General features: G+C 65.6%; 11 protein-coding genes. 7 read left to right on the plus strand and 4 right to left on the minus strand.

Annotated elements, in window-relative coordinates:
• The first annotated feature begins 91 nt into the window (after positions 1-91).
• Both AAF184_05905 and AAF184_05910 read left to right on the plus strand, forming a co-directional pair.
• Positions 92-1,642 carry a hypothetical protein gene (locus AAF184_05905; protein MEO0421849.1) on the plus strand — a complete coding sequence of 517 codons (1,551 nt, stop codon included), beginning with the start codon at positions 92-94 and terminating at the stop codon, positions 1,640-1,642.
• A 39-nt stretch (positions 1,643-1,681) separates the two neighbouring features.
• Positions 1,682-2,419 carry a hypothetical protein gene (locus tag AAF184_05910; protein MEO0421850.1) on the plus strand — a complete coding sequence of 246 codons (738 nt, stop codon included), beginning with the start codon at positions 1,682-1,684 and terminating at the stop codon, positions 2,417-2,419.
• 124 nt (positions 2,420-2,543) lie between these two features.
• Here the strand turns inward: AAF184_05910 and groL are convergent, their stop codons facing one another.
• The 3 genes from groL to AAF184_05925 form a co-directional block, all read right to left on the minus strand.
• Entirely contained in the window at positions 2,544-4,178 is a 1,635-nt protein-coding gene (groL, locus tag AAF184_05915; GenBank protein MEO0421851.1) for a chaperonin GroEL, read from the minus strand.
• Between the two features lie 55 nt (positions 4,179-4,233).
• Entirely contained in the window at positions 4,234-4,521 is a 288-nt protein-coding gene (gene groES / locus AAF184_05920) for a co-chaperone GroES (protein ID MEO0421852.1), read from the minus strand.
• Positions 4,522-4,790: 269 nt separating this feature from the next.
• Complete coding sequence (locus AAF184_05925) at positions 4,791-5,861, minus strand: cobalamin-dependent protein (GenBank protein MEO0421853.1); 1,071 nt, start codon at positions 5,859-5,861, stop codon at positions 4,791-4,793.
• Positions 5,862-6,025: 164 nt separating this feature from the next.
• Between AAF184_05925 and AAF184_05930 the strand changes: the two genes are divergently transcribed.
• From AAF184_05930 to AAF184_05950, 5 genes are all read left to right on the plus strand, one after another.
• The gene (locus AAF184_05930) at positions 6,026-7,276 is read left to right on the plus strand and encodes a DUF819 family protein (protein ID MEO0421854.1); all 1,251 of its coding nucleotides are present in this window, start codon (positions 6,026-6,028) and stop codon (positions 7,274-7,276) included.
• A complete protein-coding gene (nfi, locus tag AAF184_05935; GenBank protein MEO0421855.1) occupies positions 7,273-7,947 on the plus strand; it encodes a deoxyribonuclease V in 675 nt (224 codons plus the stop codon). The genes AAF184_05930 and nfi overlap by 4 nt, the downstream gene beginning before the upstream one ends.
• A 242-nt stretch (positions 7,948-8,189) precedes the next feature.
• Positions 8,190-9,239, plus strand: coding sequence for a DUF2914 domain-containing protein (locus tag AAF184_05940; GenBank protein ID MEO0421856.1), 1,050 nt, complete (start codon positions 8,190-8,192; stop codon positions 9,237-9,239).
• Positions 9,236-9,775 carry an NUDIX hydrolase gene (locus AAF184_05945; protein MEO0421857.1) on the plus strand — a complete coding sequence of 180 codons (540 nt, stop codon included), beginning with the start codon at positions 9,236-9,238 and terminating at the stop codon, positions 9,773-9,775. The genes AAF184_05940 and AAF184_05945 overlap by 4 nt, the downstream gene beginning before the upstream one ends.
• A gap of 68 nt (positions 9,776-9,843) precedes the next feature.
• Positions 9,844-10,443, plus strand: coding sequence for a carboxymuconolactone decarboxylase family protein (locus tag AAF184_05950; GenBank protein MEO0421858.1), 600 nt, complete (start codon positions 9,844-9,846; stop codon positions 10,441-10,443).
• Between the two features lie 8 nt (positions 10,444-10,451).
• Here the strand turns inward: AAF184_05950 and AAF184_05955 are convergent, their stop codons facing one another.
• The gene (locus tag AAF184_05955; protein MEO0421859.1) at positions 10,452-12,437 is read right to left on the minus strand and encodes a prolyl oligopeptidase family serine peptidase; all 1,986 of its coding nucleotides are present in this window, start codon (positions 12,435-12,437) and stop codon (positions 10,452-10,454) included.
• Positions 12,438-12,885 lie beyond the last annotated feature (448 nt).

Here is a 12,885-nt window from a genome sequence, read left to right on the forward strand (position 1 = left end):
CCTGGACATGAGATGACCTGGCTGCTACCACTTACGCCTCGGATCAGCACATTACGCCTTGGATAGGCGTAGGGTTCAGGTAGCTACACGCATGCGCATTCTTTATTCGATTCCCCGTATTCTTACTCTCGTCCTACTTATCACGACCGCCAGCGCCCCAGCGCTCGCCAAGCGAGCCACCTGGATAGAGGTCTCGAACGACAACTTCACCGTACGCAGCGACGCCGACTTCGATACCGTTCAGACGCTGATCCGCGACCTGGAACGCTTTCGCGTTGTGATGGCCTTCCTCGCCGGTGTAGAGCTCATGGAAGACCCCACCCCGCCCTTACTGATCTACCTGTTCACCACCGTCTCTGAGTACCAGAAGGAGATGCAGGCGGGCGGCACGCTCGGCTTTTACCAAAACCCCCTGCTGGGTGCGCGCATGTTTCTCGCCGCCGAGGACATCTCCCGCCGTGGCGTCGATGCCCGCGCGGTCCTGTTCCACGAGTACACCCATCACCTGCTGCATCACTTCAGCAACTACCGCTACCCCGTATGGTACGACGAGGGCTTCGCCGAATACGTCTCCACTATCCAGTTCCGCGAGAAGGAGGGGCTCGTGTTGCTCGGGGATCTGCCGACACGAGCCGCCGTCGTGCAGGGCTACCCGTGGATCCCCTGCTCCGAGATCGTCAAGTCCAACGGGCAGTACCTGGCGGGCAGCCGCATGAGCATCTCGAATACCTCCATGCAGTACGCCCAAGGCTGGCTGATGTCGCACATGTTCAGCTCGAAGCCGGAGCTCGGCGGCAAGCTCAACGAGTTCATCGCCGCTGTGAACAAGCCCGGGGTCGATCCCATGGCCGCCTTCGAGGATGCCTTCGGCTGGGGGAGCATCGAGTGTAACGAGCAACTCAAGGACTACTGGAACGGCGGCAGCCTCAAGTACGTGCAACTCACCATGCCCAAGGTGGAGATCGAACTGACTCGTCGAACGCTCGATCCTGAGGAAAGTGCGTTTCAAGCCCTCGAGGCGCGTTTTCTGTCCGGGAATATGAAGGGCTCACAGCCTCGCTATGAGAAGGCCTTCAAGAAGGCCTTGAAGGCGGGGATTCGCGAAGACGATATGCATCGCTACCTGGCAGGTGTCGCCTTGTCACGTCGAAGCCCAGAGCGAGCCATGGAGTACGCCGAGGCATTGGTGCGCCTGGCGCCGCAGGCGGGGAGCAGCTACTACACGCGAGCCGCTGTGCGCCTGGGTGGGCCGAGCGGTGATGGCGGTGAAGACATGGATGGGGCGCAGGTGCAGTTGGTGCTGAAGGATTACGAGAAGGCGTTGGAGCTGGCGCCGGGGGATGCGGCGGCGCTTACCGGATACGCCAATGCTCATCTGTTGCCGGGTATCGAGGTGTCGGATAGAGCGCTGCTGGCGATCGATCAGGCGCGGGGGCTGAATGCGGATACTCAGATTATTCCGCTTATCAAGGCGAAGTTGTTGTCCAAGGCGGGGAAGGATGCGCAGGCGCGGGTGATTTTGGAGGGATTGCTGAATTGGGCTCGTAGTAAGGGGCAGCGGAAGTTCTTCAGCAAAGCTCTGGATGAGGTGGGGACTGTGGAGTGGGCGGAGCCTGTCGCTGCTGGCTTTGACTTTTGGTAGGGCCAGTGATCGATAACCTCTGCCAGTGGTGATAACACCGTGACCCTTGATGCACTCGTGAACGTGCTTGTAGTTACCAACGCATTTCTCGCCCTCGTCTTCTCCGGTAAGTGGCGACGACAGCGCGCAGCGACCGAGCAAGCCGAGAAAAAATTGGCGGAATCAGTAGCTCAGTGCAAGACGCTGGACGCGCGGGTCGATGCACTCTCCAGGGAGATGGACGACGCCAAGGAGTTTGCCGCTCACCAGCGAGAACTGCGCAAGGAAGCCATGTCCGCCTCGCTCGATAACGAACCGCTCCCCCTCGGGATGAGTCCACGCTTCTCGTCGAGCCTGCGGCGAGGAGACATACGTCTGCTCGAGGCGCTGGAGGTCTGGCCCCTCGAGTTCCTGACCCCGAAAGTGATGGAGACAGGGCTGTTCGAAAGTGAGGACTCGCTCGCGGAGTACCTCCTTGCGTACCGGAGATTTCTGTTCTTCAAAGGACGCTTTCATCACCCGCGCCGAGACTATGACCCAGACAGGCTCTGGGGCATGTACTCCGAACGCGCGGATGCGATCTGGCATACGCACATACTCCATACCCGCGCGTACGCCGAGTTCTGTACGGAGGTGGTGGGTCGGTTCATCCATCACACCCCTTGCAGCATGCTCGGCGACCCTAAGCACTACGCACGGCAATGGCAGCACTGGCGGTACTACTACGAGCAGGCCTTCGAATCGCTTCCGTCAGACTTCGACCATGAGGGCTTTCCCGGAAATCTCGCCTGCGGTTAGCGTGTGCCGCCGCGGCTCCGCGATTTCAGGCTAACGGAGCAAAAAAAGCGGGGGCCCCGAACCCGGAGCCCCCGCCTTAGCACTCAACCTCGCCACCTTTCAGCGACGGTAGGCCAAGCAATCCTTACATCATGCCGCCCATGTCGGGCATGCCGCCGCCAGGCATGGCAGGCGCATCATCCTTCGGAATCTCAGCGATCATCGCCTCAGTGGTGAGGAGCAGACCGGAGACGGATGCCGCGTGCTGCAGAGCCGAACGGGTCACCTTGGTCGGATCCAGGATGCCGAACTCGAGCATATCGCCGAACTCGTTGGTCGCAGCATTCCAGCCGTTGTTGCCGGACGCCTCAACCACCTTGTTCAGCACGATCGAAGGCTCTTCACCCGCGTTGCGAGCGATCTGACGCAGCGGCTCCTCGATGGCACGGGCCAGGATGCGAACACCCACGCCCTGATCATCGTTAGCCACGCTCACGCCAGCGACCTGCTCGCGAACACGCAGCAGGGCCACGCCACCGCCAGGAACGATGCCTTCCTCAACAGCAGCGCGCGTAGCGTGCAGAGCATCTTCCACGCGAGCCTTCTTTTCCTTCATCTCGATCTCAGTGGCAGCGCCCACCTTGATCACGGCCACACCGCCGGCCAGCTTGGCCACGCGTTCCTGCAGCTTCTCGCGATCGTAGTCGGAGCTGGTCTCTTCGATCTGCTGGCGGATCTGGGTCACGCGAGCTTCGATGTCAGCGTGGGCGCCGGCACCGTCGATCACCGTGGTGTTCTCCTTGGTGATCTGGATCTTCTTGGCAGAACCGAGGTCGTCCAAGGTGACCTTCTCCAGGGAGAGGCCAACTTCTTCGGCGATCACCTGGCCGCCGGTCAGGACGGCGATGTCCTGCAGCATGGCCTTACGACGGTCGCCGAAGCCCGGTGCCTTCACGGCAGCAACCTTCACGATGCCGCGCATGGTGTTCACCACCAGCGTGGCCAGGGCTTCGCCCTCGACGTCTTCGGCGATGATCAGCAGGCTGCGGCCGCTCTTGGCCACGCCTTCCAGCGTCGGCAGGAGATCACGCACGTTGGAGATCTTCTTGTCGTACACGAGGATGAACGGGTTCTCCAGTTCAACGCTCATGTTCTGCTGGTTGTTGATGAAGTAGGGGCTCAGGTAGCCGCGATCGAACTCCATACCCTCGACGACGTCCAGCTCGTTCTCGAGACCGGAGCCTTCCTCGACGGTGATCACGCCTTCCTTACCGACCTTCTCCATGGCGTCGGCGATGATGTCGCCGATGTCATTGTCAGAGTTGGCGGAGATGGTGCCGACCTGGGCGATGGCCTTGCGGTCACTGCAGGGCACGGACAGATCCTTCAGCGCTGCGGTGGCAGCGGCGACGCCAGCGTCGATGCCGCGCTTGATGTCCATGGGGTTGATGCCGGCGGTGACCGACTTCAGGCCTTCGCGCAGAATGGCCTGGGCCAGCACGGTGGCGGTGGTGGTGCCGTCACCGGCGATGTCAGAAGTCTTGGAAGCGACTTCCTTCACCATCTGTGCGCCCATGTTCTGGAACTTGTCCTCGAGCTCGATCTCCTTGGCCACGGACACGCCGTCCTTGGTCACGGTGGGAGCGCCGAAGCTCTTGTCGAGGATCACGTTGCGACCCTTGGGGCCGAGCGTCTCGCGCACGGCGTTGGCGAGAATGTTCACGCCCTTGAGGATCTCCTGACGAGCTTCCTCAGAGAAGATGATCTGCTTAGCAGCCATTACTGCATTCCTCCGAAATAACTAACTGATCTAGAAGCGTTTTACGGCGCAGTGATCAACTGAAAACAGCCATGATGTCGTCTTCGCGCATAACGAGGTAATCCTCGCCATCCACCTTGACCTCGGTGCCGGAGTACTTGCCGAACAGCACCGTGTCGCCGACCTTGACGTCGATCGCGCGCACGTCGCCGCTATCGAGCTGCTTGCCGTTGCCGACCGCGATCACCTCGCCCTTGATGGGCTTCTCGGCGGCGGAGTCGGGGATCACGATGCCGCCCGCAGAGGTGGTTTCCTCGGGCTGCCGCTTCACGATGACGCGATCGTGCAGGGGACGAAGGTTCATGGTGAACGTCTCCTTCATTCTGGGAATTTGGGGCTGGCGGAGCGGTGGCTCGAACCAGCTGTTAGCACTCTGCCTGAGTGAGTGCCAGCGATGATAGGCCCGCGGTTTTCACTGTCAACCCCTTGAAACCGACAGCCGATGCCCCAGCCCTGCCGGAAAGGTGCCGGAGGGGCCAGGAATGCGACGACGATCACGCTCGCGCCGCGGCCGAAACATGGCGGGGCGCGCGGGCGGCGCGCAGGCCGAATGGGGGCGCAGGCGCCTGAGGTCTAGCGCTTCTCGAGGAGATCTGCCGCGGCGCTCACGGCCTCGCGCGCGGACCCGGCGAAACCGTCGGCGCCACAGGTCTTCCAGGCCCCGGGGGCGGCGGCGAAGGCGTGGCCGCCCACCAGCACCTTGGCCCGCACGCCGCCGTGCTGCTGCAGGGCGCCAACGGCCTCGCGCAGGGTGCGCAGCTGGATGCTCATGGACGCGGCGAGCATCACTACGTCCACGGAGAAGTAGCTGGCGGCGGAGACGAGGTCGTCCACAGGCACGTCCTTGCCGAGGAAGTAGACCCGCCAGCCGTCGAGCTCCAGAAGATGCGCGATCGCGCGCATGCCGAGGTCGTGGTGATCCTCGGGGATGGTGGCGGCGAGCACGGAGCGCTCGTTGGCGGACACCTCGGGGGTGGCGTGGTCGGCCACCACGCTCATGGCGCGCTGGGTGGTGCTGGTAATCAGGTGCTCTTCGGCCACGGTGAGCTGGTTGAGGTGCCACAGGCGGCCGGCTTCGATCTGGGCGGCCATCAGCACCTCGCCGATGATCACCCGGGGGTCCACGCCATCGGCGACGGCCTTGGTGAGCACGGCGATGGCGTCGCGCACATCACCCTCGAGCGCGCGCTGCAGGTACTCGATGGCGAGCGCACCGAGGGGCGAGTGCAGATCGACGTGGCTCTCGGGCTGCTCGGGGCCGCTGCCCTCCATCAGCACCGACGCCTCTTCGAGCAAGGCCACGGGTTCGGCGCGCGCGTTGTCCGGGAGTCGCGCCTCCAGCACGTGCCGCAAGGCGACCAGGCTGGCGCGAACCGCCTTGGCGTTCACCCCACGTACATCGAAGGACTGCCAGGACCAGACGACGCGACTCAAGAACAGATCGGCCTGCCCCGTGGCCACGGCCGCCGCCAGCTCGCGCACGCGCAGCTGCAGGTTGTCGCGCCAACGCATCTCGGCCCGCGGCGCGAAGGTGGCCTTGACGTCGGGATGGGCCGCGAGCAGTTCCTCGGCGGCCTGGGCCGCGTAGCCCTGGGCCCCTACCTCCAGCAGCTCACCGGCGAAGGGGTTGGCGGAAATGGCCATGCGTACATCGTCCTGATCAATCCAACGAGCACGGTGCGTTCTGGCACCGATAACGCCCCATAGTATCCGTGGCACCGCCAGCGCGCACTCGACCCCCGTAGCGCGAGATCGCAGCCCTGCTACCATCCGGGGCGTCAAACGCTTAAGGCAGAGCCACGGGCACCATGGAAGCAGCACCTCTGATCACCGACGACGCCGTCACCCTCGGCCTCCTGAGCCTCATCCTCGGCGGCATCTTCTACACGGCGGCGAGCGAGAACCCCTTCTGGCAGCGCTTCTACCGCTACGTGCCGGTGATCCTCCTGTGCTACTTCGTGCCCTCGCTGCTGAACACCTTCAACGTGGTGGACCCGGAGCAGTCCCGCCTCTACTACGTGGCCTCGCGCTACCTGCTGCCCGCGTGCCTGGTCTTGATGACCTTGAGCGTCGACTTCCAGGGCATCATGCGCCTCGGCTATCGGGCCATCGTGATGTTCCTCACGGGCACCGTCGGCGTTGTGATCGGGGGCCCCGTGGCGCTGCTGATCGTCGGCACCGTGAGCCCGGAAACAGTGGGCGGTGACGGGCCGGACGCGGTGTGGCGCGGCATGTCGACGCTCGCCGGCAGCTGGATCGGCGGCGGCGCCAACCAGGCGGCCATGAAAGAGGTGTTCGACGCCGGCAACGAGGTGTTCGGCACGATGGTGGCCGTCGACGTGCTGTGCGCAAACCTGTGGCTGGCCCTCCTGCTGTTCACGGCCACCCGCGCCAACGCCATTGACGCGCGCACGGGCGCGGACACCTCGGCCATCGAAGATCTGAAAGAGCGCGTCACGGCCTTCGAGAAGAAGCACGCGCGCCACACCACCTTCCACGACCTCATCTTCATGCTGGCCCTGGGCTTCGGCATGACGGGCCTTGGCCACTTCCTGGCGGGCGTGATCGTGCCCACGCTGGAGCAGCACGCGCCCTGGACGGCGCGCCTCAGCCTCACCAGCACCTTCTTCTGGATCGTCGTCGTCGCCACCACCGGCGGCCTAGTGCTTTCCTTCACCAAGGCGCGTCAACTGGAAGGGGCGGGTGCGTCGCGGGCCGGGTCGCTGCTGCTGTACGTGCTCATCGCCACGATCGGCCTGCAGATGGACGTGCGCTCGGTGGTGACCAACCCGGGGCTCTTCGTGGTGGGCCTGATCTGGATCGCCATCCACGGCGGGTTGCTGCTGCTGGTGGCACGGCTGATCCGCGCCCCCGTGTTCTTCGCGGCGGTCGGCAGCCAGGCCAACGTGGGCGGGGCCGCCTCGGCGCCGATCATCGCGGCCGCCTTCCACCCATCCCTGGCGCCGGTGGGCGTGTTGCTGGCCGTGCTCGGTTACGCCCTCGGCACTTACGCGGCGTGGATCTGCGGGCTGATGCTGCGGGCGGTGGCCGGCGGGTGAGCGAGCCCTCCCCCGCCGTCAGCCATCGGTGGGACATCACGCCGCGCGAAGCCATCGCCCTGCAAGGCGAGCTGCGCGAACAGATCGTGCTGCGCGCCTCGCGCAAGACGCCGCGCTTTGTCGCCGGCACCGACGTTGGCTTCCCGGAGAAGGGTCGCGTGACGCGCGGTGCGCTGGTCGTGTTGAGCTTCCCCGCGCTCGAACTCGTGGACGAAGCGGTGGTGGAGATCCCTACGCGCTTCCCCTACGTGCCGGGCCTGCTCTCCTTTCGCGAAGCGCCCGTGTTGCTAGCGGCCCTCGGCGCCCTGCGCATCACGCCCGACGTGCTCCTGTGTGACGGCCAGGGCCTCGCCCACCCGCGCCGCTTCGGCCTCGCCTGCCACCTCGGCTTGCTCACGGGCATCCCGGCGATCGGTGTGGCCAAGTCGCGCCTGGTGGGCGAACACGGCGAACCGGGGCCCGCCCGGGGCGACCACACGCCCCTGCGCCACAAAGGCGAACGGATCGGTTCGGTGCTGCGCACGCGCGACGGGGTGAACCCGCTCTACGTCTCGCCCGGCCACCTCATGAGCCACGCCCGCGCGCTCTCCCTCACCCTCGCCTGCTGCACGCGCTACCGCCTGCCGGAGACGACCCGCCTCGCGGACAAGTTGGCGTCCCGCGGCCGCTAGTGCCCCTGCGGCCCCTCACTGGCCAGCCGCAGCGGCGGCGACCTCGCATCCGCGCGATTCAAGCCCCGGTGTACCCCCCTTGTGACCGTTATCATGGGAACCGTGCCCTCCGGGCTCGCCCTTGCCCCTTGGCGCCTTGTCCGCCGGACAACGCCAGCGACACTGTGAAAACCGATAACCGGTAGGTGCCGTCTTCGCCTCCGCTGCTCCATAATCGAGCGTTCAACGCGGAGTGAGGCCACGTGAGTAGCGCGTCTCAAGAAGAAGAACAGCATTCCGTACAGGAATTCGCCGAGCAGTACGTAGAGTCCCTGGTGCCCCGGGACGATCGCTACGACACGCGCCTCGGCGATGATTTCTACGTGTGCACCTTCCCGAACGGGCTGAAAACCTGGCTGTTCGTGTACGAGGTGGAGGGCTACCGGCGCCGACGCACGCTCGGCACCTACCCGGAGATGAGCCTCACGGACGCGCGGGAGGCCCTATTCTCCGCCCGCAAGCTGCAGCAGGCCGAAGACGACCTCATCGCCCGCGGCCTGACGGAGGCCGTCCTGCGCGGCGGCAGCGACGACGACGGGGAGCGCCGCGAGCGGGTCGCCGCGGCACCAACGACTCCCACCCAGCAGCCGTCCCTGGCGATTCGCGCAACGCGTACGCTCGCCACCGGCGCGGCCGGTGCGGCCCTCGCCATCGGCGGCATGTTCGCCTACGCCACGCTCACCACCCAGCACGCCCCGGCGCCGCCCGTGGCCAGTCGCCCGGCCGCGTCGGCGACCACCCCGGCAGTAGCCAGTGCGCAAACACCCGCGCCCACGGGCGATACGAGCGAGTCCGAGACACCGCCAGCAGAAAATTCCGCCGCCACGACGGAGACGCCCGCCGCGGCCGCGCCGCCGTCCGCCGAGCAGCTCGCCCTGGAAGCCGCGCTCATGGCCGTCTCACGCGAGATGCTGGCGAGCAACGTCGTCAACGGCGAGCCCGAAACCGAGCTGCCCGACACGATCGAGCTGCTCGGCAACGAGACCCGCCAGATCTACTACTTCACCGAAGTGCGCAACATGATCGGCCGCCGCCTCACTCACCGCTGGCGTCACGAGCGCCGCGAGGTCGCCTCCTTCGCCCTCGCCGAGCCGAACGAATACGAGTACCCGCTGCACTCGAGCATGCTCCTCAACACGGCGAGCGCCGGCGACTGGCGCATCGAGCTGCTCGATGACGCCGGCAACGTGCTCGATTACCACCTGTTCGAAGTGGTCGTGTCGGACGGCGCCGCCAGCAGCAGCGGACGGTGAGCGACTCGCCGCGGCGCGGCCCCCGCACCGCCTTCGAGGGCGGGATCATCTCCGTGGTCCTCGAAGACGTGCAGATGCCCGACGGGCAGATCATCCCCTTCGAAATCGTCCAGCACCCGGGCGGCGCGGGCGTGGTCGCCGTCGATGCACAACAGCGCGTGTGCCTCCTGCGCCACTACCGCCCCGTGGCAGACGCGTGGCTCTGGGAGATTCCCGCCGGCAAGCTGGATCACGGCGCCCCGGACCGCACGGCCCACATCGAACTCGCCGAGGAGACCGGCCTCAGCGCCCGCCACTGGCAATCCCTGGGCACCATCTATAGCTCGCCGGGCATCTTCACCGAGCAGATCCACCTGTACCTTGCGCGCGATCTGGACCAGGGCGAGCGCCATCCCGAGCCCGGCGAGGTGATGGAGATCCACTGGCTCGCCCTCGACGATGCGGTGGAGCGCGCCCTGCGCGGCGAGATCAGCGACGCAAAGACGGTGATCGCCCTGCTGCGCGCCCACGCGAGGCTCCACGCCGAAGACGCCTAGGGCCCGTCCCGACCGACTGCTACACTCCCGGCCCCGCTAAAGCGCACTCAAGCAGGAGCCGCACGACGATGGCACACATGAAGCCCCTCCCCGCCGACACCACCCCGGAGCTGGCCGACGAGTTCGACCACTTCGTGACCATCCTCGGCTTCGTGCCGAACAGCCTGCTGACGATGCAGCGTCGCCCCGCCATCGTGAAGGGCTTCGGCGACCTGACCCGCGCCGTGATGGATCCTTCGGGAACCGTCGATCCGGGCTTCAAGCGCCTCCTCGCCCACATGGCCTCCCACGCCGCTGGCTGCCAGTACTGTGAGGCGCACTCGCTGATCGCCGCGGGCCTTAAGGGCATCCCCGACGAGAAGGTGGCCGCCGTGTGGGAGTACCGCACGAGCCCGCTCTTCTCCGAGGCCGAACGCGCGGCCCTCGACTACGCCATGGCCGCAGGCGCCGTGCCGAACGGCGTGGACGAATCCGTGATGGAGCCCCTACGCAAACACTGGGACGACGACCAGATCGTCGAGATGCTCGCCGCCATCTGTCTTTACGGATTCCTTAACCGCTGGAACGACAGCATGGCGACGGATCTCGAAGACGGACCGAAGTCCCTCGGCGATCGCCTGCTCAAGGGCAAGACCCACTGGACCGGCGGCAAGCACGTCGCCGACTAAGTCATCCCTTAGCGCGCAGCCTTATCCGCCTCGTCGGCGCCGAGTAGGCAGCGCTCCAGGAAGTACGCCTGGGAGGCCAGGTAGAAGTCGCGGTTGCGCTTCTTCTTAAAGCCGTGCCCCTCATCCTTGGCCAGGAAGTACCACACTTCCTGGCCGTTCGAGCGGATGCGCTCCAGCATCTGCTCCGACTCACTCGCCGGCACGCGGGGGTCGTTCAGGCCCTGGGCGATGTACATGGGCCGGGTGATCTCCTCCGCCCGCGCCGTCGGTGAGATGCGCTCGAGGAAGGCGCGCATGGCGGGGTCGCGCTCGTCGCCGTACTCGGGGCGGCGCAGGTCCTGGCGATAGGGCTTGGTGTTCTCGAGGAAGGTCACGAAGTTACTGATGCCCACCACGTCGACGCCGCAGGCCAGGCGGTCGTTGAAGTGGATCATCGACGCCAGGCTCATGTAGCCGCCGTAGGAGCCGCCGCGCACGGCCACGCGCGCGCTGTCGAGCTCCGGTTGGGTGGCGACCCAATCGAGGAGCGCGCCGATGTCCTTGACCGAGTCTTCGCGCAGGTAGCCGTTGTCGAGCTTCACGTAGGTCTTGCCGTAGCCCGAGGAGCCGCGCACGTTGGGCGCGATCACCGCGATGCCTAACTCATTCACAAAGTACTGGAAGGTCGACGAGAAGCGCGGCCGGTACTGCCCCTCGGGCCCGCCGTGAATAGAGATGAGCACGGGGAAGGGGCCGTCGCCCGGCGGGCGGTAGTAGAAGGCCGGGATGGTGCGCGGGGCGTCGCCCACCTGGTCGAAGGTGGGGAAGCGCACGAGCGTCGGCGCCGCGAAGCCCTCGGGGTCGAGGCCGCCGACTTCACTGAAGGTCCACTGGGTGATCTGGCCGGAGTCCAGCGCGAGCACGTAAACGTCGCTCGGCGACTTAGCCGTGTTGATCTGCATCGCCAGTCGCTCACCGGAGGGATCGAACACCATGTTGTCGACGGTGCCCGTCGGCACTTGGGTGATAGCCTGTCGGATCAGGGTGGCGAGGTCGAGCAGGTAGAGGCGATCGATGCCGTCCTCGTTGACCACGAAGGCCAGGCGCTCTCGCTTCGGATCGAGGGCCATGCCCGTGACGTTCCAGGCGATGTCGTCGCTCAGCACGCGCTCGCCGCCGGTGACCGGGTCGTAGAGGCGGAGGCGACGCACCTCGCTGTCCGCATCCGAGGTGAGGAGGACGCGGCCGTTTGCCGTCCACATGGCCTGGCCGATAGAGGTCGCCTCCTCACTCGCAGCGATGGGCGTGGTCAGGCCCGTGGCGAGGTCGATGGCGAGGGCGCGGGACTCGGTGATGGAGACGTACTGGCCCACGAGGAGCTTCTCGTCCGCAGGGTCGAAGTCGTAGGGATACCAGGTGCCCTCGCGCTGGAGGATGGGCTGGTCCTCGCCGGTGGCGAGGTCGGCCAGGTGGATGTCCCAGTCGCGGCCGTTGCGGGCCGTCGTGTAGTAGGCGTAGCGCGAGCCGTCGCTGCTGAACTCGACGGCGCCGTGGCGGGATTCGCCGTCCGTGAGGAGCACGCTGCGGCCATTGCTCGGGTCCAGCGAGTACACCTGATAGAACTCATTGCCGCCGATATCCTTGGTCAGCAGCACCGACCGACCATCCGGCGACAAGTTGGCGCCGGCGATGGGTTCGTCGAAGAAGGTGATCTGCCGGCGCGTGCCGCCGGCATGATCCACCACGTGCAGCTGGCTGGTCTCACCGAAGCGGGTGCGGATCATGAGTCCATGGGCGTTGTCGCCCAGGGCCACCCAGCCGACCAGTCCAGCAGAGCGCGTGTTCTGATACTGGCGCAGACGCTCGCCCACCTCGGCCGGGATCGGCGGGATGGACTCGGTCACCAGATTGCCCTCCTCCAGCCGCTCGACGGCGGCGGCGTCGACCAGCAGGAACGACATGGGCGCTAGCAGGGCTGCGAACAGACAGAAGAACGACTTACCTGAGGAGATCATCACTGGCTCACCGGATGCACGTGGCGGAGGGAGGCTCATGCTACGAACGCTGCGATAAGGCAGCAAACCCACGCACTTAACTCAGCCGGCAGAACTTTACGTCGAGATTATTTACGCCATCGATGACGTATGACCGTTGCACCGCGGTGGCGTGGCCCCTTGCAGTCGGTTGTGGGCAACCGCCGAGCTGGCCTCACCATCACCCCCCGCCACCTCCAAATCGCTGAATATTTGGGAAAGTTTTACCTTATGAGAGACCGACTGCGCAGTCCGCATTCTCTCGTCGGCATTCTTTACAAGCCCTGACCGCCGACGGAGATAGGATCGCCCTATCATCTGACAAAGCAATTTATATCAGCGAGTTATCGTATGTGGCACGGCTACTGCATTGATAGGCGCGACTCGACTGGTACAGCAGGAAGCTGAAGAGGTCGAGTTGGCTGCGCCG

Source organism: Pseudomonadota bacterium (assembly GCA_039815145.1).
Taxonomy (GTDB): Bacteria; Pseudomonadota; Gammaproteobacteria; order Steroidobacterales; family JBCBZW01; genus JBCBZW01.